Source organism: Microbacterium sp. NPDC060132, assembly GCF_042729675.1.
GTDB lineage: Bacteria > Actinomycetota > Actinomycetes > Actinomycetales > Microbacteriaceae > Microbacterium > Microbacterium sufflavum.
On sequence record NZ_JBHWXU010000001.1, the window covers coordinates 1,683,083 to 1,704,483 of the forward strand.

The 21,401-nt window shown below is 70.0% G+C and carries 15 protein-coding genes; 6 read left to right on the forward strand and 9 right to left on the reverse strand.

Going from position 1 to position 21,401, the window contains the following annotated elements; all coding sequences use genetic code 11:
- Positions 1 to 19: 19 nt before the first annotated feature.
- Both ACFWCH_RS08220 and ACFWCH_RS08225 read right to left on the reverse strand, forming a co-directional pair.
- Complete coding sequence (locus tag ACFWCH_RS08220) at positions 20 to 3,637, reverse strand: fibrinogen-like YCDxxxxGGGW domain-containing protein (protein WP_378803331.1); 3,618 nt, start codon at positions 3,635 to 3,637, stop codon at positions 20 to 22.
- A gap of 237 nt (positions 3,638 to 3,874) precedes the next feature.
- Positions 3,875 to 4,330, reverse strand: a complete 456-nt coding sequence (locus ACFWCH_RS08225; RefSeq protein WP_136029343.1) for an adenylyltransferase/cytidyltransferase family protein — start codon at positions 4,328 to 4,330, stop codon at positions 3,875 to 3,877.
- A gap of 167 nt (positions 4,331 to 4,497) precedes the next feature.
- On the opposite strand from ACFWCH_RS08225, the gene ACFWCH_RS08230 reads away from it, so the two are divergent.
- The 3 genes from ACFWCH_RS08230 to ACFWCH_RS08240 all read left to right on the forward strand — a co-directional run bounded on the left by ACFWCH_RS08230 (position 4,498) and on the right by ACFWCH_RS08240 (position 8,080).
- The gene (locus ACFWCH_RS08230; protein WP_136037106.1) at positions 4,498 to 5,670 is read left to right on the forward strand and encodes a glycosyltransferase; all 1,173 of its coding nucleotides are present in this window, start codon (positions 4,498 to 4,500) and stop codon (positions 5,668 to 5,670) included.
- A gap of 55 nt (positions 5,671 to 5,725) precedes the next feature.
- The gene (locus tag ACFWCH_RS08235; protein ID WP_168443160.1) at positions 5,726 to 7,054 is read left to right on the forward strand and encodes a phenylacetate--CoA ligase family protein; all 1,329 of its coding nucleotides are present in this window, start codon (positions 5,726 to 5,728) and stop codon (positions 7,052 to 7,054) included.
- A gap of 99 nt (positions 7,055 to 7,153) precedes the next feature.
- Positions 7,154 to 8,080 carry a YveK family protein gene (locus tag ACFWCH_RS08240; protein WP_136044637.1) on the forward strand — a complete coding sequence of 309 codons (927 nt, stop codon included), beginning with the start codon at positions 7,154 to 7,156 and terminating at the stop codon, positions 8,078 to 8,080.
- A gap of 65 nt (positions 8,081 to 8,145) precedes the next feature.
- Here ACFWCH_RS08240 and ACFWCH_RS08245 read toward each other — a convergent pair whose 3' ends face one another.
- The 3 genes from ACFWCH_RS08245 to ACFWCH_RS08255 form a co-directional block, all read right to left on the reverse strand.
- Positions 8,146 to 9,759, reverse strand: coding sequence for a family 16 glycosylhydrolase (locus ACFWCH_RS08245; protein ID WP_136037109.1), 1,614 nt, complete (start codon positions 9,757 to 9,759; stop codon positions 8,146 to 8,148).
- 119 nt (positions 9,760 to 9,878) lie between these two features.
- Positions 9,879 to 10,775 (reverse strand): hypothetical protein, encoded by an 897-nt coding sequence (locus ACFWCH_RS08250; RefSeq protein WP_206251847.1) that lies wholly within the window; start codon positions 10,773 to 10,775, stop codon positions 9,879 to 9,881.
- Entirely contained in the window at positions 10,772 to 11,899 is a 1,128-nt protein-coding gene (locus ACFWCH_RS08255) for a Gfo/Idh/MocA family protein (protein ID WP_205814420.1), read from the reverse strand. The genes ACFWCH_RS08250 and ACFWCH_RS08255 overlap by 4 nt, the downstream gene beginning before the upstream one ends.
- 194 nt (positions 11,900 to 12,093) lie before the next feature.
- Here ACFWCH_RS08255 and ACFWCH_RS08260 point away from each other — a divergent pair, with 194 nt between their 5' ends.
- Genes ACFWCH_RS08260 through ACFWCH_RS08270 form a run of 3 tightly spaced genes read left to right on the forward strand, consistent with a single transcriptional unit; the run spans position 12,094 to position 14,022 of the window.
- Positions 12,094 to 13,005, forward strand: a complete 912-nt coding sequence (locus ACFWCH_RS08260) for a glycosyltransferase family 2 protein (RefSeq protein ID WP_378803332.1) — start codon at positions 12,094 to 12,096, stop codon at positions 13,003 to 13,005.
- Between the two features lie 4 nt (positions 13,006 to 13,009).
- A complete protein-coding gene (locus ACFWCH_RS08265) occupies positions 13,010 to 13,459 on the forward strand; it encodes a UDP-N-acetylglucosamine--LPS N-acetylglucosamine transferase (protein WP_136029358.1) in 450 nt (149 codons plus the stop codon).
- Positions 13,456 to 14,022, forward strand: a complete 567-nt coding sequence (locus ACFWCH_RS08270) for a glycosyltransferase (protein WP_247638306.1) — start codon at positions 13,456 to 13,458, stop codon at positions 14,020 to 14,022. The genes ACFWCH_RS08265 and ACFWCH_RS08270 overlap by 4 nt, the downstream gene beginning before the upstream one ends.
- 21 nt (positions 14,023 to 14,043) lie before the next feature.
- On the opposite strand, the gene ACFWCH_RS08275 is transcribed toward ACFWCH_RS08270, so the two are convergent.
- The 4 genes from ACFWCH_RS08275 to ACFWCH_RS08290 are packed head-to-tail and all read right to left on the reverse strand — an operon-like array spanning position 14,044 to position 21,298.
- Positions 14,044 to 15,555 carry a lipopolysaccharide biosynthesis protein gene (locus ACFWCH_RS08275; protein WP_247638307.1) on the reverse strand — a complete coding sequence of 504 codons (1,512 nt, stop codon included), beginning with the start codon at positions 15,553 to 15,555 and terminating at the stop codon, positions 14,044 to 14,046.
- Positions 15,545 to 16,885, reverse strand: coding sequence for an O-antigen ligase (locus ACFWCH_RS08280; RefSeq protein WP_136029364.1), 1,341 nt, complete (start codon positions 16,883 to 16,885; stop codon positions 15,545 to 15,547). Before ACFWCH_RS08280 ends, ACFWCH_RS08275 begins: the two co-directional genes overlap by 11 nt.
- 16 nt (positions 16,886 to 16,901) lie before the next feature.
- Entirely contained in the window at positions 16,902 to 17,606 is a 705-nt protein-coding gene (locus ACFWCH_RS08285) for a CDP-alcohol phosphatidyltransferase family protein (RefSeq protein ID WP_378803333.1), read from the reverse strand.
- Positions 17,603 to 21,298, reverse strand: a complete 3,696-nt coding sequence (locus ACFWCH_RS08290) for a fibrinogen-like YCDxxxxGGGW domain-containing protein (protein WP_378803334.1) — start codon at positions 21,296 to 21,298, stop codon at positions 17,603 to 17,605. The genes ACFWCH_RS08285 and ACFWCH_RS08290 overlap by 4 nt, the downstream gene beginning before the upstream one ends.
- Between the last annotated feature and the right edge of the window lie 103 nt (positions 21,299 to 21,401).

Here is a 21,401-nt window from a genome sequence, read left to right on the forward strand (position 1 = left end):
GGCGGGGTGCGGCGTGAGGTCAGCCGCGAGCCATGGTCATGGCGAGGTCGAAGCTCAGATCCGGTGTGGTGCGGTAGTTGGCGTGCACCGAGGCGGCGAGCACGTTCGTGCCCTTCACCAGCAGGCGGGCGGGAACGACGAACGAGACGCGGCGTGCCGAGGCGCCCCGAGCAGCCGCCGACGCCGAGGCGAACGTGTTCTGGCCGATCGCGCCGCCCGGCATGCGCGCCCGGCCGAGCTCGACGCCGTTGAGATACACGACCACGCCGTCGTCGGCGATCACCGTGACCGTGCCGTCTCGCACGGTGGCGGGGTGGGTGACGGTGAACTCGTGGCGGAACTGGGCGCTGATCGGCGAGGTCGACTGATGGCCGGGATCGATGTCGGTCGCGACGCGCGCACCCCGGCCGAGCAGCGCCGCGCCCGTCGCCCATCCCGAGGCGTCGAAGCCGAGCGTGTTCCATCCGGCGGGGAGGGCGGCGTTCGTGTACCGCCATGACCACGCGGAACCGTTCGCGATCGCGATGGGCGCGTCCGCCGTGGTGCTGGCCTGAAGGGTCGCCGCGGTCGAGGCCTGTCCGTCGGCCGCGACGGCGACCACGGTGTAGCGGTGTCCCGCCGAGGCGGCGAGGTCTCCGTCGGAGAACGCGACGGTCGGCGCGGCGACGATGCCCACCTGCTTCCCGTCACGGCGGATCACGTACGACGCCGGGGCCGTGCCCCCGGCCGGGGCGCGCCACGTGAGGGCGATCGTGTCGGCGGTGCTCGTCGCGGACAGGCCGGCGACGGGCTGCGGTGGGGCAGCGCGCTCGCCGATGAGGGCCAGGTCGAATCCGAGGGCGGGCCGTGCACGGTCGGCGGTGTGCACCGAGACGGCGAGCACGTTCGTGCCCTCGATCAGGGCGTCCGCGGGGATCGGGATCACGACCCTTCCCCCGGCCGCCTCGGGCGGTGAGACGGCCTGCGTCGCGAGCGTGTCCGCGGTGACCTGTCCGTCCGGCATGCGGATGCGTCCGAGTTCGGTGCCGTTGAGTGTGAGCACGGCGCCGTCGTCGGCGATCACGGAGACGCGTGCGTTCGTGACGGTGGCAGCGTTCTGCACCTCGAACGACTTGCGGAACTGCGCGCTCAGCGGTCGCCCGCCCCCACGGCTGAGCGTGGTGGCTGCACCCCGCACCCCGGCGCCGAACAGTCCGGACCCGGTGTGCCAGGAGGAGTCGTCGAAGCCCGGCGTCGTCCAGTCGGAGGGAGGGGCGGTCGCCGAGGAGCGCCACGCCCAGGTGTCGCGGTCGCCGATGAACGTGAGGTCGGCCGGGGAGGGGGGCTGCACGACGAAGGCCGCGGTGCCCGCCGATCGGTTGCCCGCGGTGTCACGCGCTCTGACCTGGTACGCGGTGGGGTCGGCGGTGATCGGCACGGTGTAGGTCGATGCCGTGGTGGTGGCGACCACACGGTCCCCGCGCAGCACCTCGTAGACGACGTCCGTGGTGTCGGTCGACGCGCCCCAGGTGAGCACGGCCTGCTCGCCGCCCGCGACCGGGGTGGAGGTGATCGGCCCCGGTGTGGTGGGCGGCGTGCTGTCCCCCGGGGCGAACCGGGCGAAGCCACCCGACCACTGCGTCGATCCGCCGGCGCGGACCGAGCGGTCGAGGTCACCGCCGACCCACAGCGCTCCCGCGCTGTCGACGAAGCTGCGCTGCACGCCGAGGTGACCCGCGAAGCCGAGCCGCGGCGCCCAGTCGGGGAGGAAGACGCCGGTGGCCCCATCCCAGGCGCCCAGGCCGTCGAGGCGATCGACCTGGAGCGCCCTCGCCCGCATCTTGCGTGTCTTCCGCTTCAGCGTCTCACCCTGGTACTGGTAGGTGTAGCGCCCGCACGCGCAGCCGCCGATCACCACCGTTCCGGCGGCGAGGATGCTCCGGATGTCGGAGCCGCCCGAGGCCGTCGACCCGGTGAGCACGCGAAAGGTGGCGTGGTCGTATGCGGCGATCGAGTGGCGCGTGGAGCCGAGGTAGACGCGCCCGCCCGTCTCCACCACGGCGCGTGCAGGGACTCCGGTCGCGCTGAACGCCGGTGCCCATAGGGGAGACACCGGAGCGGCACCCGGCGCGGTCGTCAGTGCAGCCGCGCTCCGGGTCGGGGTGGTGCGCGTCGCCGTGAAGTACCCGGCGACGTACGCGCGGTCGCCGAGGTCGGACGCGTCGACCGCCAGCGCGGTGCCGTTCAGATCGGGGTTCCACTCCGGGTCGGGGAGGCCGGTGGCGAGGTCGATCCGTCCGCCGTTGTGCGCGGGCGTCGCGGCGTCGGCGTCCGCGGCGGACAGGTGGGTGAACGACCCTGCGAGGTAGAGCTCGTCGCCGTGCACGTCGAGGCCGAGCACCGCCGGTGTGCGCGCGGTCTCGCGCTGCTCCACCGTCACCTGGGGGCCGGCCAGGCGGCCGGTGCTCGGGTCGAGCAGGGCGAGCCCCGGTTGCGGCGCGCCGTCGACGGTCGTGAACCGGCCGCCGATCGCCAGGCGACCGTCGGGCAGGGTGGTCATGGCGGTCACCTCGCCGTCCAGGTCCGGTCGGAATCGCGGGAGCCATTCGCCCGTCGTCACATCGAAGGCCGCGAGGTACGGCTGCTCCGCACGACCGATCCCCGACTCGGTGCGCTGCACGTACCGGAAGTCGCCGCCGACGAACACGCTCGCGCCCGCCTGCCCGAAGGCGCGCACGGCGGCACTCCGGTCCTCGTCCTCCGCCGACTGGGCCACACCCCACTGCGTCTTCATCGCGGTGCTGCGGGGGAGGGCGCGCACGGCTGCGGCGGGCGTGCCGGTGACGGGTGCCGTCGGGAACGAGAGATCGGACAGCCGGAGCTTCGGGCGGACGAAGACCTGCGCGAACGGGATCGCGTAGCCCTCGCCCGCCGGAGCCCACAGGTACGACGAGCTGTCGCCGGTTCCGGTCACCGTGCGGCCGTACGCCCACCCCGCCTTCTTCTTGTGCGCCGAGCGGCGGACGAACGACGAGACATGCCACCCGTCACCCTCCCCGAAGGTCCGGGTGCTCCCACCGGTGCCGCTCGTGCCGTCGAACACCCAGTCGCGCACGGGGTTGGCGCCGCCCAGCGCCCAGGTCCAGCGGTCGCGCTGCTGGATGCGGAAGCGCACCTCCTGACCGTAGGTCCCGTCGATCGAGGAGGCGCGGTGCACCCGCACGCCGTCTGCGAGCTTGTCGACCCGGCCCCCGTCGAGGAGGCCGTCCACGGTCTTCGCCGGAAGCTGGATCGGGGTGAAGGCGCCGGGGCCGTCCGGCGTCTCGGCGAGCTGCGTCGGTGCGCCCTGCCCGGCGTAGTCCTCGCTCCACCCCTCGCGGCCACGCCCGATCATCACCCATCCGCCGCCGTACTCCTCCTGAGCGCAGTAGAACTGCTGCGGAGCGACGAGCGTCGGCGTGACCAGCCAGTAGACGCCGTCGTCCGAATCGGGGTCGTTCTGCTTGATCTCCCAGCACGATGCGGCGGCGGTCTCGGCGGTGCGTCCGTCGGGAGCTGCGCTCCCGGTCCCGGCGGCGCGCGCGGAGGGCGCCGACAGGGGTGCGAGCAGAGAGCCGACCAGCGTGGCCGCGGCGGCCAGCGCCACCAGCGTGCGCACAGATCTGTTCCCCCACCGAATCGCGTCGGTTCGCATCGTGTCCTTCCGGAGTGATCCGCGGCGGAGCGCGGGCTCGGCGTCGCTCCCGGTGGGGGTCCCGGGTCGGACGGCGCCTAGGTCGCTGCGTCCGAGCATGCCGCCGGCACGCTCGGAGTCCTGCGCACTCCTCGGTTCATGGCACGAGTGGCGCGCTTCGGGGGCGGACGCCGGTGTCCGCCCCCGAAGGGTCGCGTCGCGTCAGCGCGTGGACGCCGTAGCGGCGCCGGCCGCGTTGGCGGTGATGGCGTCGAGCGCACGACGGAGCGCGGAGCTCGACGTGTGCGCGGTGTACGGGAAGTAGACGACCTCGACGCCGACCTCGGCGAACTCGCGCTCGAGGCGCAGGCCCTTGTCGGTGCCTCGCCAGTCGTCGCCCTTGAAGAAGTGCGTGAACTGCACGTCTCTCCAGGAGTCCATCTTCGAGGGCGTGGTCTCGATGTAGACGTCGTCCACGAACGAGATGTGCTTGACGATCTCTGCGCGCTCGGCGGTCGGGATGACCGGCTCGATGCCCTTGACCTGCCGCAGCATCTCGTCGCTCACGACGCCCGCGATCAGGATGTCGCAGTGCTGCTTGGCATGCCGGAGCAGATTCAGATGCCCCACATGGAAAAGGTCGAATGCTCCGACGGCATAGCCGATACGCGTCCCCATGATCTCCCCAGATCACTAAATCCCCAGTTAAGCGGATCCCCACCCACTTAATGCGACTCCCACAGCCGCGCTGCCAGAGTCTATCAGACGCGGGTTTCCCCGCCCATAGGTCGGCGTGAAACGATGGAGCGCGCAGGCGCGGTGCCTGCCGAGCGAAGGGGACTCGAGTGGGGCCAGCCGTCACGGTCATCGTGCCGACGTTCAACGAGCGCGACAACGTCGCCGAGCTCGTGGCGCGCACGGCGGCGGCGCTTGCCGGGCGGCAGGCGGAGATCCTGTTCGTGGACGACAGCTCGGACGACACCGTCGCAGAGGTCGAACGCGTGGCCGTCGACGCGCCGCTCCCGGTGCGGGTGATCCATCGCGCCGAGAACACCGGCGGGCTCGGCGGTGCCGTCGTGCTCGGGTTGCACGCCGCAGCCGCTGACCTCTGCATCGTGATGGATGGCGACCTCCAGCACCCGCCCGAGCTGCTGCCCGCGCTCCTCGACCGGCACGCCGAGGGCGGGGCGGACGTGGTCGCGGCATCGCGCTACATCGGCGGCGGCGACACCAGCGGCCTCGGCACGGCGCTGCGCTTCGGGGTGTCCCGCGCGGCCACGTGGCTGACCAGGGCCATGTTCCCCATCCGGCTGGCCCGCAGCACCGACCCCATGACGGGCTTCTTCCTCGTGGACCGGTCGCGCCTCGACCTCGACGGCTTGAAGCCGCAGGGGTTCAAGATCCTGCTGGAGATCCTGGCGCGCAACGACCTGCGCATCGCCGAAGTGCCGATGGAGTTCGCCGAGCGGCGGCACGGGACGTCGAAGGCGAGTATCCGCCAGGGCGCCACGTTCATCGCCCATCTCGCTCGGCTGCGCTTCGGGAAGATGTCGCTCTTCGCGCTGATCGGCGTCATCGGGGCCGTGGCGAACCTCGGCATCATGTGGGCGCTGACGGCCGCGGGCGTGCCGTACGTCTGGGCGGCGATCATCGGCGCCGAGGTCACCATCATCGGCAACTTCCTCTTGCAGGAGCGCTTCGTGTTCGCCGACATGCGCACGGACGCCCGAGCGCTCGGCATCCGCTTCGCGAGCTCCTTCGCGTTCAACAACGTCGAGGCGGCGCTGCGCATCCCCGTCATGGCGCTCATGGTCGAGACCTGGCACATCTCCAGCGTGCTGGCCACGGCCCTGTCGCTGATCGTGGCGTTCTTCGCGCGCTTCCTCTTCCATTCGCTCGTCGTGTACGCGCCGCAGCGTCGCCGTCGTGGCGAGAGCGCGGAGCCCGAGACCGACACCGCGGCGCAGCGCGTGATCCGCGCGATCGACGTCGAGGTGATGAAACCGGGCGAGCTCTGAGGCCGGCGCTCTACCATGGACCTGACCGGCAGGGGGCCGGGCTGCTGGGGGAGTGGTGAAAAGAGCGATCTTCGACGCCAAGACGCGTCTGCTGATGCGGAACGACCGACGCGCCTTCGAGGTGATGGTCCGCAATGAACGTCTGGGGGGCGCGGCCTTCGAGGAGCTGTCGCGGGGCGCGGCGACCCGCATCGCGCTGCACGCGTTCGACTCGTCGCCGTTCTATCGCGAGCTGTACGCGGGGGCGGGGTTCGGTCGGGAGGACGTCGCGGAAGCGGGCAACTTCTCCGCGCTGCCGGTGGTGACCAAGGCCGCGCTGCGCGATGCGGGGGATGCCGTGCTCTCCACGACGGTGCCCTCCTCGCGCGCGCTGGTGTCGCAGACGGGTGGCAGCACCGGGTCGCCGTTGCGGGTGCGCAACGACCAGGCCGCCCCGACCGCGGCGATGTGGTGGCGGATCTACCGCTGGTGGGGCGTGCATCCCGCGGACGACATGGCCTTCATCTATCGACGCCTCCGGCAGGGCAGGGAGGCGCTGGTGTACGCCGCGCAGTGGTGGCCGAGTCGCCACCTGCACCTCGATGCGCGGGCGATCACGGACGACGCGATCGAGACGTTCGTCCGCGACTGGCAGCGGGTGCGTCCGCGGCTGCTCGTCGCCTATGTCGAGGGCGCGACGGCCGTCGCGACGCACCTGGCGCGGACGGGGCGCACGCTGCCCACGTCGGCCGTCTCCGTCACGGCGGCGATGCTGCAGCCGGGGCAGCGCGCCCTGCTCGAGTCGGTGTTCCGTGCTCCCGTGTTCGACACCTACCGCTCGGCGGAGATCCCCTGGATCGCGGCCGAGTGCGAGCAGCACGAGGGACTCCACGTCGCGGGCGATCAGCGCCTGGTGGAGATCGTCGACGACGCGGGGCGTGCGGTGGATGCGGGGACCGAGGGCTCGGTCGTCGTCACGGACTTCAGCAACGAGGTGTTCCCGCTCGTGCGGTACGAGATGGGGGACCGATCACGGCGACTCGACGGCGCGTGCGCGTGCGGGCGGGTCTTCCCCCGGATCGCCCCCGTGCAGGGACGACTGGCCGATGTGGTGCGAACCCCGTCGGGGCGCCGCATCACGGGAGGCCTGAGCGGGCTGTTCCTCGGCGACCCCGGAGCCATCCGGCAGATGCAGGTCGTGCAGGCGGCGGACTACGCGGTCACGATCCGCTACGTCCCGACGACGCCGGGAGGGGCGCGCGATGCCGCCGCGACAGCGGTGCGTGCCCTGCGCACGCTGCTCGATGATGACGCCGTCGCGGTGTCGGCGATGGAGGTCGAGAGCATCGAGAGCCAGGGCGGCAAGGCTCGGCTCGTGATCTCGCACGCTCCCGACGCCCCCTGAGGCGCGTAACGCTCACGGCTCCTGAACAGGACCGAGTACTAGACTTACGCCGTTCTGCGCCCGACGACGTGTCGGGCGCCGCATTGGGGGAGTGCACAAGTGGCAACACACTGGACATTGGAAGACCTCTATCGAGGGGTCATGCAGTCGTGGATGGTCCTGGTGGGGACGATCGTCGCGTTCGCGTTGGTCGGTTTCGGGATCTTCCTGATCTATCCGCAGAAGTACACGGCGGAAGCGCAGCACACGGTCGAGCCGATCAGCGTGCTCTCGACCGGATCGAGCTTCAACACGGTGAACATGGAGACCGAGAAGGTCGTGGCGACCTCGACGGCCGTGCTCAAGCGCGCCGTGGAAGACCTCGACGACACGTCGATCGAGGCGCTGCGCAACAACACCGTGATCGACGTGCCGCGGAACTCGCAGGTGCTGAGCTTCCAGGTGACCGCGAACACGCCGCAGGAGGCGGCCGACCGGGCGAACGCGCTCGCTGAGGCGTACGGTGCTCAGCGCACCGACAACGCGCGTGCCGTCGTCGAGCAGACCACGGCGGAGTTGGGGGACTCCATCGCGCAGCTGCAGGCCGTCGTCGACTCGCAGCCCATCGACAGCAGCGAGCGGGCTGCCACGCAGCTCCAGCTGCAGGGTCTGCTCGACCAGCAGGCGCGGATCACCGCGACGCCGTTCTACTCGGGCACGCTCGTGACGCCGGCCGATCCGCCGCAGAAGTCGAACCGGCCCTCGGTGCTGGTCTTCATCGCCGCGGGTCTCTTCCTCGGCATCCTCGTCGGCGCCATCGCTGCGCTCATCGTGTCGCGCGTGCGCAACGGACCGGGCGCCAGCTACAAGCGCAGTGTCGCTGACGAGGTCGACGCCGACGATGCCGACGACACCGAAGAGGTGCCGGAGCACGACGACGTCGCCCTCGATGAGGACGACCGGCTGCTGGAGCCGGAAGACGCGGGGCTGCCGGTCTCGCGTCCGATCGGAGCTCCGAAACGCGGGCACACGACCTCGCGGCGCTGAAACGCCACCAGAAGACGAAGAGGGCACCGGGTCATGACGACCCGGTGCCCTCTTCGCTTGTCCCGTCAGCCGGCGTAGCTCCAGACCCGCACGTAGTCGACCTGGAAGTCGAGGTTCTGGGTCGCCGCCTTGTCGGCCGGGTTGGGGAGGCCCCAGTAGGTCGTCGACGGACCCACGTGGAGGTTCAACCGCATGTGCAGCGGTGAGCCGAAGTAGTTCGGGTTCCACAGGTTCGGGTGGGTCGCGGGGGTCGCGCGCAGCAGCTGCTTCCCGTCGACGATCACGGCCGCGTACGTCGGCGTGAACTCGAACGCGTACGTGTGGAAGTCCTTCCACACCGGTGTCGCGGCGCCGTAGTCGGCGTGATGCCAGATGTAGCGCTGGTTGGCCGAGGGCGTCGAGGTGTGCGTGTGGACCGTCGTCGTGGCGGTGTCGATCCGCTGGTCGCGGACCGCGGCGTCGTCGTAGCCCCACGCCTCCATGATGTCGATCTCTCCGGACTGGTTGTTGCGCAGCCAGAAGGCGGCCAGCGAACCGAACGTGTTCGGGCCGCTCGGCGTCTTGGCGCGGATCTCCCACCGACCGTACTGCTGGCTCATGCTGACGTCATCCGACTGGAGGCGGCGCTGGTCCAGGTATCCGGTGTTGTGCCAGAGCTCGCGGGGGCCGCTCTGCGTGGAGGGGCGGATCGCGGGGGTGGTCCGCCAATCGGCGCGGATGTGGAGGACGCCGCTCCCGTCCACCGACACCTGGTCGCGGGAGGGGACGGCCGCGTCGAAGAGGAGGCCGAGGTCGTCCTGGCCGCGGACGTTCCACTTCGCGGGGTCGACCGCGGGGCTGCCGGAGGAGTCGCGGTAGGTGAACTCGTCACGCCAGGTGGGGGCGCCCCAGCCCGGGACACTGCCGTCCGATGCGGGAGGCGTCGTCGGCTTCTGCGGCTGCGCCGGCGGGGTGGTCGGCTTCGGCGTCGGGCTCGGTGTTGTCGTGGGCTTCGGCGTGGGAGTCGGCGTCGGAGTCGGCGTGGGCTTCGGCGGCGGTGTCACGGCCGGCTTGTCCTCGCGCACGAGGTGGGCGTCGAAGCTGATGTTGTGGGTCTCTCGCCAGTTGGAGAGCACCTGCACGGCGATGGTGTTGGTGCCGGTGCGGAACAGTCGGCTCGGGATGGAGAACGAGACCGGGTTCTTGCGGGCGGCGGTGGACGACGGAGCGGCGGTCGCGTAGCTCTTGTCGGTGATGCGCCCGGTGGGGGCGTTCTTGCGGCCGATCTCGACGCCGTTGATCCAGATGACGATGCCGTCGTCGGCCCACGTGTTCACCCACGCCCATTCCGGCATATCGGAAGTGAGCGTGAAGGTCTTGGTGGCGTACGTGGCGATCGGCTGCTGACCCGACGTGCGGGGGATGAGCGTGCCGATGGTGCCGACACCGGTGCCGGCACCGAGCGGTGCCGTGCCCGTCTTCCAGGTGTTGGCGGCCGTCTGCCACCCGGCAGGCGGAGGTGTCGCGGCCCGGTAGTAGGACCACCCCGCGGAGCCGCGGGGGATCACCGAGGTGATCGTGGTGTCAGCGGCCACGGCGGGCCCGCTGGCGACGACGGATGCCCCGACGACCGCGAGCGCGGCGACGAAGGCGAAGAGGATGCGATGGATGGGGGTTCGGGTGTGTGTCTTCAGTTTCATCTCGAGGGGGAGCGAAACGGTGCTGTGCAAACCGGTCGCTCGCACAGCACCGTCCGGGTTGCGGATGCGGGCCGAGCATTCCCCCTCGATGCATCCTGTGGACGGGTGTTGTCCGCCTACTATACGGCGTCGCTCCCCCAAAGCTCCCTGACAATTCCCGTGGTGCTCTCGATCGACGACCGCGACGACGCGCCGAACACGATCGACTCGACGTTCGCGTGGTCGTGGATCCACTCCAGGGCGCGCCGCGGCGGGATGGCCCCGGACGCGAACACCGACATGGCCACGGGGCGGAACGGGCGCTCACGCAGAGCCTGCTCGTACGCCTCGATGCCGCCGGACATCCGGAAGCCGATCTCGTTGATGTTCGCGCACACGATCGGGTTCTTCACTCCGACGCGGTCGAGCGTGTCGAGCAGCATCGGCAGGTTCATCGTGATGAAGCCGGGCTCCGCGTTGTAGCGCTCGCGCACGTGACGATCGAAGATCGCGAAGGCCTCGTCGAAGCCGAGTCCCAGCATCAGGTCGACCACGACGTTCTGGAGGAAGACCACCGGGGTGTTGAGGCCCTGGAACATCTTCATCTCCGCGTCGACGAGCAGCGTGATGATGCCCTCGATGTCCTTCTTCATGAACGACTTGCCGCCGCGCACCGCCGCGTTGAGCAGACCCTCCTCCGGGAGGAACTGCTTCAGCGCGCCGAGCATGCCGTTGTCGGTCACCGCGTTGGCGTACTTGTGCGCGTAGGGCATGCACGGGTAGAAGCGGTAGTCGGCGTACCGCTGCGGGTTCGCGCGCATGTGATCGCAGACCTCGGCGATGCGCTCGTGCGTGGTGCACATGAGGGTGCGGATGCCGTTGTCGAGGGCGATGTCGACCACGTCGATGATCGCCTGGGTGTCCTGGAAGCGGATGGCCTGCGCCCGCGCCTTCTCCTCCGACATGTGGTTGATGCCGAAGAACTGGTTGTCGCCCAGCAGCAGCCGATCCATGGTCGTCGTCGTCATCTCGCTCATGCCTTCCTCCCGCGTCCGAACAGTCCGCGTTTCGCCGCGGGTGCCGCGGCGACCACGGCAGGTGCCGGTGCGGACTCCGCAGCGGCAGCGGAATCCTGCAGGATCCACTCGATGACGCGGTCCGTCTCGGCCGCTCCGGCGAAGCCGTTCTCCCGCGCCTCCGTCTCGCCCGCCGCGATGGCGTCGACGAACGATGCCAGCTGCGCGCTGTACTCCTCGCCCCGGAGGTAGAAGGCGACCTGCTCGGTGAGGTCGGTCGTGTAGGAGATGTTCCACCCCGCACGATAGCCCGCCGGGATCGTCGCCCCCTCGCGGAGGTAGACGCGCAACTCCTGGCGGTCGGCGATGATGCGGCCCTGCGAGCCGGAGATCGTGACCGAGGTCGACATCTTCCGGAAGGACTCGTCGGACCAGTTGACCGAGAGCTGAACGCTCAGGCCGTCGGGGTAGTCGAGCGTGGAGTAGACCTCGTCGTCGATGTCGGCGGAGAAGATGCTGTTCAGCACCGATCCGCGGACGCGCTCCGGCGTGCCCAGGTACCAGTTGACGAGGTTGAGCGGGTGTGCCGCGTAGTCGTAGACGCATCCGCCTCCCGTCGACCGCTTGGTGCGCCAGGTCGAGCCCTTCGGCTTGAGCACGACGGGCCCGTAGGCCTCGGCCAGGACGTGCGTCACACGACCGAGCGCTCCGGCGTCGAGCAGGCGCTTGACCTCCTGGAACGTCGCGATGAAGCGGTTGTGGAAGCCCACCTGTGCGATGAGCCCCCGCTCGGCGGCCAGCGCGGCGAGCTCGAGCGATTCGGCCGCGCTCAGCGTGAGCGGCTTCTCGCAGAAGACGTGCACACCGCGCTCGAGCGCGCTGCGGACGAGTGCAGCGTGCGAGGCGTTCGGCGTGGCGATGATCACCGCCTCCGGTGCCGCGTCGTCGAGCATCTTGTCGAGCGTCGAGTACGTCGGCGCCCCCGTGTACTTGTTCAGCACGTCGAGCAGGTAGTCCGTGGCGTCGACGACGCCCACCAGCTCCACGTTGTGCAGAGCCCGGACGATGGACAGATGGGAGAGCCCCATCTTCCCCACGCCGACGACTCCGACCCGAACACGTCGTGTGTCAGTGTTTTCTGGCACGACGAAATCCCCTTCCCCAGTTGGTTTCCCCTTCAGAAGCGCCTCTCCCCGTAGAGACGCCAGCCGCTATACTAACCCGAAGTCCGCGCTGATGGCAGTGCGAACTTCGCGCCGGGATGGGGCCCGGTGCATCTCAGGGGATTCTGACGCACGCCGACGGCGTGGGTCGGACGCGTCACACAAGGGGAGTGACCATGCAGTTGGATGTTTCTGTCGTCCTGCCGACACACAACCGACCGGAGCTGATGAAGCTCGGCGTCGAGAGCGTGCTCGCGCAGAAGACCTCGGCCACGGGAGAGGTCGTCATCGTGTTCGACGCCTGCCCGATCGAGGTGCCGGAGGTCGAGGTGCCGGAGGGGTGGACGGTGCGCGGCATCTCGAACACCCGCACCCGCGGACTCGCCGGCGCGCGCAACTCGGGGATCCTGGCCGCGGAGGGGCGGCTGGTGGCCTTCCTCGACGACGACGACGAGTGGCTGCCCGGCAAGCTCGCCGCGCAGCTGCGCCGCTTCGAGGAGAAGCCGGAGGCGATCATCGTCGGCACCGCCATGGTCGTCGACGACGGCACCAACCGCATCGTCCGCCGTGTGCCATCCGATGACCTCACTCACGAGGACTTCCTGCGCAACCGCAACCCCGGCCTGCACTCGTCGAGCCTGATGTTCCGGCGCGAGGTGCTCCTGGGCGAGCTCGGACTGATCGACGAGGAGCTTCCGCGCAGCTACGGCGAGGACTACGACATCCTGTTGCGCGGTTCCTCCCTCGGGCTCGTGACCGTGGTGAACGAGCCGCTGGTGCGCGTGCTGTGGACGGGGCAGTCGTACTACTTCGGGAAGTGGGCCGCGTACGCCGAGGCCCTGCAGTACCTCCTGCGCAAGCACCCCGACTTCGCGACCATCCCCGCGGCCCTCGGTCGTATCGAGGCCCAGGTCGCGTTCTCCCTGGCCTCGGCCGGGCAGGGCAAGGAGGCCCGCTCGTGGGCCTGGCGCGCGCTCCGCCACAACCCGAAGCAGGTCAAGGCGGCGCTCGCGATCGCCATCTCGTGGAAGCTCGTGACACCGCAGGCGATCACGAAGGTCGTCCAGAAGCTCGGTCGGGGGATCTGACGCCATGAAGATCCTCATCGCCTGTTCCTCCGGCGGGCATCTCACCCAGGCGCTGGCGCTGCGGGACTGGTGGGGCGAGCACGAGCGGTGCTGGGCCACGTTCCCGGTGGAGGATGCGCGCTCGCGCCTCGCCGACGAGAAGGTGTACGAGATCCACTACCCGACCGTGCGGAACGTGCCGAATCTGCTGCGCAACTTCGGTCTCGCCCGACGCGTGCTGGCCGAGGAGCGGCCCGACATCGTGTTCTCGACCGGCGCGGCCATCGCCCTGCCGTTCTTCACCCAGGCGCGGTTCTTCGGGGCGCGGACGGTGTACCTGGAGCCTGTCGATCGCATCACCTCACCCGGCCTCAGCGGGCGACTCGTCTACCCGTTCGCGGACGAGTTCCTCGTGCAGTGGGAGCGGATGCGCCGGTTCTACCCCGGGTCGCGCAACGTGGGGGTCGTGCTGTGAGCGCGCCGCTGGTCGTCGTGTCCGCCGGCACGTACCACCTGCCCTTCGACCGGCTCTCGCAGTGGGTGGAGGAGTGGCTGCACCGGAACCCCGGCGTGCGCCTCGTGATGCAGCACGGCCCGTCCGCTCCGGTCGACGGCGCCGAGAACGTCGAGATCCTGCCCTACACCGAACTCCTGACGCTGTGCCGGGAGGCCGACGCGGTCGTGCTCCAGGGCGGCGCCGGCGGCGTGATGGACATGCGTGCCCTCGGCATCGTGCCGATCGTCGTGCCGCGCGTGCCCGGAGACGGCGAGGTGGTCGACGATCACCAGCTCGTGTTCAGCGCGGAGATGGCCGAGCTCGGGATCATCCGGCGCGCCCTGTCCTCCGCTGAACTCGCCGCCCAGCTCGACCGCGCGCTCTCCGGCGGCGCGGAAGCCCCCGGGACGATCGCCACGCCGGGGGCGGACACCGTGCGCGCCCTGCTCGAGCAGCCGGTCCGCCGCGCGCCGTGGTTCGCCTTCGTCCCGCGCCTGTTCCGCAGCGGGGCTGCGATCATCGCGACCAAGCTGCGGCGCTGACGCTCGGGCGCCGGACTCCCGTCAGGCCCAGCGGCCGAGGAACGGGATCCGGCGCCACAGCGTCTCGATGTGCAGGGCGTGCCGGAACAGCCACAGCACGGCGGCGTACACCGCGCACAGCACGACACCGGCCACCAGCAGCACGAGCAGACTCGACCCCGCGAACCACGTGAACAGGAGTCCGCCCCCGCCGAAGATCAAGACGGGCGGCAGCATCGGCACGAGCAGCTTCGAGGGCTGCAGGTCCACATGCATCAGGCGGTGCACCTGCACGGCGGCGATGAGGTTGTCGGCCAGCATCACGATGACCCAGGTGATCGCGGCACCCCAGACCCCCAGGAGCGGCACGAGGGCGAGGTTGCCTCCGATGCTCACAGCCAGCGCGATCGCCTTGTTGTACATCTGCCACGTGCTCTTCCCGCCCTGCAGGAGGATGCTCTGCAGCATGCCGCACGCGGTCTGGAACATCATCGCCAGAGCCAGCAGCACCATGGGACCCCAGCCGGAGCGGAACTCCGAGCCGAAGATACCGAGGACCGCGGGACCCATCGAGATGAGCAGCATGTAGAACGGCCAGTTCATCAGGATCATCGCCCGCACGACCTTGGTGTGCAGTCGTGTGGACTCGGCGTAGTTCTCGCGGGCGAGGAGAGCGGAGATCGTGGGCGACACCGCCACGCGCATCGCCTTGTCGACCACGCCGCCCGCGCGCACGGCACGGGTGATGACCGCGTACACGCCCGCGGCGGAGGGCGAGGCGAGGGCGGCGATGATGAGCACGTCCGACCACTCGAGCGCGGTCTCCAGACCGGAGCTCACCGTGCGCGGGGCGTTGAACCGCCAGAACTCGCCCATCGTGGGTCGCGTGCCCGGCGTGCTCTCCCGGCGACGGCGGAAGTCGCGCACGAACGGCGCCGCGATCACCACGAGCGTCACGACCAGCCAGAACGGCTGCGGCAGCAGCCACGCCTCGAACGCTCCCCACGCGCCGACCCCGGCGACCGAGACCGCGAGCAGCACGGTCAGTAGTCGGCTGGCCGGGAGCAGGATGCTCTGCAGCAGCGTGAAGGCAGTGACGCCCCGAAGCATGCGCGCCGCGATCTGCAGGACGCCGATCAGGGCGCCCACCACGACATACGGCACCATCGCACGCATCAGATCGGCCATCGCCGCTGCGTCGCGCGGCGCGGCCAGCCACTCTCCGAGCGCATCCGCCAGCAGCCAGATCGCGAGCGACACGAGACCGGAAACCACCGCGACCGGGCCGACCGCGAACATCACGATGCGCCACTCCGCCCCGGCGCGGTGGAAGGCGCGCTGCTCGGCGATGAAGCGGACGATGCCGCTGTTGGTCCCGAGCCGGAGCACCTGGGTGAGGATCGTGAAGATCCCCATGGCCTGGAAGAACAGACCGGTCCCGTCGGCACCGAGGGTGTTACCGACGATCGCGGTGAGCAGCAGGGCGGCGAGGGCGGCGAAAGCGGAGCCGAACAGGCTGATCAGACCACTCTTCGCCAGCCCCTCACTCTTCATTCGCCGCCTTCGCGAACGGCGTCGGCTGTGGTGTCCAGTACGAGGACTTGCCGAGATACTTCTCCCGCAGCAGCACCGCGAGGGCGATGCCGACGAACACCAGCTGCCTGTCCAGGCCGTAGAAGATCGACAGACCGACCGCCACGACCACACTGGCGTGGATCCACACCGCCGACAGGTTCGGCGCGTCGAACGTGCGCACCGCGCCCATCACGATCATCCCGAGGAACAGGACGAGGCCGACCAGCCCGAAGCAGAACATGGCGTTCCAGATCGCGCCCTGCGTGCCGACGTAGATCTCGCTCCAGGTGCTGGGCCGGGGAGCGCCCCAGCCGATGACCGGCGATTGCAGCGTCCGCTCCCAGGTCTCCGCGTAGAGGTTGCCGCGTCCCTCGGTCGTGTCGACCGTCTCCTGGCGGGCCACGATGCCGTCGAGGAACCCGGAGAGGAAGAGGATGACGGCCGCGGCGATACCCAGCACCGTGACCCAGAAAAAGGCGAGGAAGCGTCCGCGGATCAGCAGGCAGAACAGGACGTAGACGATCGCGCCCGCGATGCCGAGGAACAGGCCGCGGTTCGTGGTCGCGATCGCCGGCGGGATCGCCGCGACGAGGGCGATCACCAGGAACCACATGGCGCGCGCGGTGCGGTGGCCGATCGCCGTGCCGATCGCGATGGGGGTGAGCACCGCCATCGCCGCTCCCCAGCCGTTCGTGTACGAGAACGGTGCCGACGGGCGGACGAACGGCTCGGCAGCTCCCCACGGCGTCTGGATCTCGGCGAGGGTCGGGAACACGAGCTCCGACACGTAGTCGTTGCTCGAGATCGCGTCCGGCAGCAGCCGACCGATCGTCATGGTCAGCTGCACCTCGGGGAACAGCATCCCCAGGTAGCCACCCACGATGACGAACAGCCAGATGAAGGTCAGCCCGTTGAAGATGCGCTTGGGCGTGAGCGAGCTGCGCGCGTTGACGATGTAGACCATGATGATCGCCAGCGCGAGGAACTGGCTGATGCGTACGCCGAGGCCGACGCCGCGACCGAGCTGATCGATCATCAGCGCCGACGGGATCATCCACAGCACGAACCCGATCCACGGCAGGATGCCGGGGACGATGAGGATGCGCCGCCGCATGATCAGCAGCGCCACCATGGGCACCGCCATGATCACCGACGCGAAGGGCAGCATCCCGAGGAGCCAGAACAGCGGGTAGCCCCACAGCACGGTCAGCACCGGCCAGGCCGGCAGCGATCTCGGCTCGACCTCCAGGCTGGGGTCTTGACCGGTCGCTGCGATCAGCGAACGGCTCGGTGAAGAGATGAGTGCCATGCGGATGCGTCCAGGTTCAGAGTGCGGTCAGCTGCGTGTACTTGCGGCGGAGCGAGCCGGCGAAGATCAGCACGTGCCAGACGAACAGTGCGGTGTAGAGCACCGCGAACGCGAACGGCAGTCCGATGAACGCCAGGACGACATACGTCGTGGAGGGATCCTGAGGCTGCTTGACGAACGACTCCAGGATGCCACGGCGTCCGTCGTCCGGGGAAGGGGGAGTCTTGGGGAGGAGCTTCTCGGCGAGGAGCTGGGAGAGGAACCAGCCGGACACGAGCACCGAGAACAGGCCGGCGACCAGCACCAACCACGGCCACGCGTCCGTGCGGAGCAGGTGCACCGCGACGGCGATGTGCACGAGCGGGGCCCGCACACCGTCGACCACATGATCGAGCCATTCGCCGGCGGGGCCGCCGCGCTTCTGGATGCGCGCGAGCTGGCCGTCGGCGGAGTCCAGGATGTACCCGATCAGGAGGAGCACGGCCGCGAGCGGCCCCGCCCACCACGCGGTGACGCCGGCCAGCACGACGACGGCCGCGAGGCCGAACAACGCGCTGACCGCCGTGACCCCGTTGGGGCTGGCGCCCCAGGTGGCGGCGACCACGGCGGCCCTGCCGCCGAGCGGTCGATTGATCCAGCGCAGGTACGCGGGAACGCCCGCCCCCGCTTTCTGTGCGGAGGCGAGCGCTCGACGCGCGGCTGCGTAGGAGATTTTCGTCATTTACGAGGCATGTCCAATGCGAGATCGAAGCTCAGGTCGGGAGTTCCGCGATAGTTGGCGTGCACAGACGCCGCGATCACGTTCGTCCCTTCCACGAGCAGGTTGGCGGGCACCGCGAAGGTGACCTTGTTGGCCGCAGCCGTGGTCGCCCGCGGTGCCGCCGTGGCATACGAATTCTGCGTCAGGGTCCCCGCCCCGAGGTTCGCCCGCCCGAGCTCCACCCCGTTGAGGTATACCACGACACCGTCGTCCGCCGTAACCGTGACCGTGCCGTTCGCGACGCTCGCGACGTCCGTCACCGTGACGGAGTGCCGGAACTGCGCGCTGAGCGGCTTGGTTGCGAGGTTCGTCGGGTCGATGTTCGTCGCCGCCGTCGCGACCCCGCGGGCGAGGACGGCCGAGCCGCTCGCCCACGAGGAGGCGTCGAACGCCACCGCGTTCCAGTCCGCCGGCAGCGGATCGGCCGAGTAGCGCCACGACCAGGCCGAACCGCTCGGCACGCTGACCGGCAGCTCGTTGTCCGACGGCGGAGTCGCCGTCGTCACCTGGACCGTCGCGGGAGTCGACGCGAGACCGCCGATCCCGACCGCGACCACGCTGTAGTCGTACGCCGTGGCGGCGGTCAGGCCGCTCTCGGTGAACGTCGTCGTCGCGGCGTCCGTCGTGCCGACCTGCTGGCCGCCCCGGCTGATCACATAGGACTGCGGGGTGGTGCCGCTCGCGGGAGCGGTCCAGGTGAGCGTGGCGGAATCGAGAGTGGTGATCCCCGAGAGACCCGTGACCGGGTTCGGAGCCGCCGGCGCCTGGCCGCGCTCCGCCGTGAAGGCGAGGTCGAAGCTCAGGTCCGGAGTGGTGCGGTAGTTCGCGTGCACCGAGGCGGCCAGCACGTTCGTCCCGTCCACGAGCACGCCCTGCGGCACCTCGAACACGACCCGGTTCGCGGCGGCGGTCGTGTGCGACACGACGCCGTTCGCGTAGGAGTTCTGCGTGAGGGTGCCCGCGGGCATCCGCACCCGTCCGAGCTCGACGCCGTTGAGGTACAGCACCACGCCGTCGTTCGCGATGACCGAGATGCTGCCGTTCACGACGCTCAGCGCGTTCGTGACCTGGAACTCGTTGCGGAACTGCGCGCTCAGCGGCTTCGTCGCGAGGTTCGTCGGGTCGATGTTGGTCGTCGCCGATGCCACCCCGCGGGCGAACAGGCCCTTGCCGGTGTTCCACGACGCGTCGTCGAACGCGAGCGTGTTCCAGTCGGACGGCAGCGCGTCGGACGAGTACCGCCACGACCAGGTCGAGCCGTTCTCGATGAACGTGAGCGCCGAGGCCGGTGCGGGCTGCGCGACGTAGGCCGCCGTGCTCGCGGAACGGTTGCCCGCGGCGTCGCGTGCCCGGACGAAGTAGTTCGTCGGGGTCTCCGTGATCGGCACGGTGTAGGTGGCCGACGTCGTCGACGCGATCACCCGGTTGTCGCGCAGCACCTCGTAGGTCACGCCTCCGGTGTCGGTCGAGGCCGCCCAGGTGAGCGTCGCCTCGGTGCCGCCGTTGCCGGGGGTCGCCGTGATCGCGCCCGGCGTCGTGGGAGCGGTGGTGTCGCGCGGGGCGAAGCGGATGTACCCGCCCGACCACTGGTTGACCTCGCCCGCCCTGACCGAGCGGCTGAAGTCGCCGCCGGCCCACAGCACGCCGGTGCTGTCGAAGAACGTGCCCCAGGCGCCGTAGCCGGCGCGAGCCTGCACGACGGGCGACCAGGCGGCCACGAACTTGCCGGTCTGCGCGTCCCACGCACCCATCAGGTTCATCTTGTCGGCCTGCGTCCAGCCGGTGCCCACGTCACTCCACGAGTACGCGTCCTGGTAGACCCAGTGGCCGCAGTGGCAGCCGCCGATCACGAGGTTCGCGTTGTGCTCGACCGTCTGGAAGTCGCCGCCGACCTTCGTGATCGACCCGCTGACGCGCTCGAACGTGTTCCGGTCGTAGGCGAAGAGCGAGTGCTCCGAGCCGCCGAGCCACACCTTCCCACCGGCCTCGGTCACGCCGAGCTGCCAGATGTTGCCGGAGTAGGAGCCGTCCGCGTTGAGCGTGGCCTTGCTGAACTTCGGCACCCACAGCGGGTCGACCAGCGGGGCGCCCGCGGCGGTCTGGATGGCGGCCGCGCTCGGGGTGGACGTGGTCTGCTTCATCTTGAAGTAGCCGGAGAAGTAGGTGCGGTCGCCCTGGTCGGAGGCGTCGACGGCGATCGAGCTGCCGTTGAGGAACGCGTTCCAGTTGGTGTCGGGACGACCCGTCGTCAGGTTGATGCGACCGCCGTTCCAGGTGCTCGCGCTGATGGTGGAGCCGACCGCGGTGAGGTGCGTCATGGCACCGGCGACGTACAGGAAGTCGCCCTGCACGTCGAGGTCGCGCACGTAGGGCACGCTGCCGGTCGCCCGGTGCTCCGCGTTGACCTGCCAGCCCGAGAGCTGCCCGGTCGTGGGGTCGAGGATCGCGATGCCCGCCTGCGGGGTGCCGTTGACCGTGGAGAACTGTCCACCGATCGCGACGCGGCCGTCGGGCAGACCGGCGATGGCCTTGACCTGACCGTTGAGCTGCGGACGGAACGTGGAGACCCACTCGCCCGTGTTCACGTCGAAGGCCGCGAGGTACGGCTGCTCGACCTGACCGGTGCCGCCCTCGTTGCGCTGCACGTAGCGGAAGTTGCCGCCGACGAAGACCTTGCCGGCGACCTCGCCGAACTCGGCCACCTCGGTGTTGAGCTCGCCGCTGCTGCCGTTGGCGAAGCCGGAGACACCCCAGACGGTGGTCATGGCGTTGCTCTCCGGGATGGCCGCGACCGTGGAGGCGGGCGTGCCCGAGGCGGGCACGGCGCCGAAGTCGAGGTTCGCGAGCTTCAGCTGCGGCCGCAGGAAGACCTGCGTGAACGGCCGCGCGTAGCCCTGGCCCGACGGCGCCCACAGGTACGAGGTGGCCGCGGTGCTGCCGCCGATGCTCGAGCCGAACGCCCAGCCGTTGATGTAGTTGTGCGACGCCTGCTCACTGAACACGACGCGGCGCAGCTGGTTGTTGTTGCCGAAGTTGTTGGTCTGACCGCCGGTGCCGGTCGAGCCGTCGAAGTTGTAGTTCTTCACGCGGTGCTCGGCGCCGAAGGTCCACACCCAGCGATCGCGCTGCGTGAACGTGAACCGGCCCTCCTGCCACGTGGTGCCGGCCGTGTTGGTGGCGCGGCGCAGGCGGATGCCGTCGGCCAGCGCGTCGACGCGGCCGTTGTTCAGCAGGCCGTCGACCGTCGCCGCCGGCAGCTGTGCCGGCTGGAACGCGTCGGTGCCGGTCGGGGTGTTGCGGATCTGGGCTGCGGTGCGCAAACCGTTGTACCCCTCCTTCCAGCCTTCGCGGCCTCGGCCGATGAGCACCCAGCCGCCGCCGGACGTGGTCTGGTCGCAGTAGAACTGCTCCGGCGCGACGAGCGCCGGGGTGACCAGCCAGTACACGCCGTCGGTGGACTGCGGGTAGTTCTGCTTGATCTCCCAGCACGACGCGGCGGCGGTCTCCTGAGAGAGGCCGTCCGGCAGTGCCGGGGGTGCGGCGTTCGCCGCGAGCGGGGTGAGCAGTGAGCCCACCAGGACGGCCGCGGCGATCATGGCGCCAGCGGCTGCGCGGGTCGCCTTCACTCTCCGCGCGGGTGCTGCAGTGTTCATGGAGTCCTTCTTCGGGTGTGAGGCTCGCCTGGAGCGACTCGGGGGTGAGTCGCTCCAGGTGCGGGTGAGCCACGTTCGGGTGTTCGAGAGATCGGCGATCCCC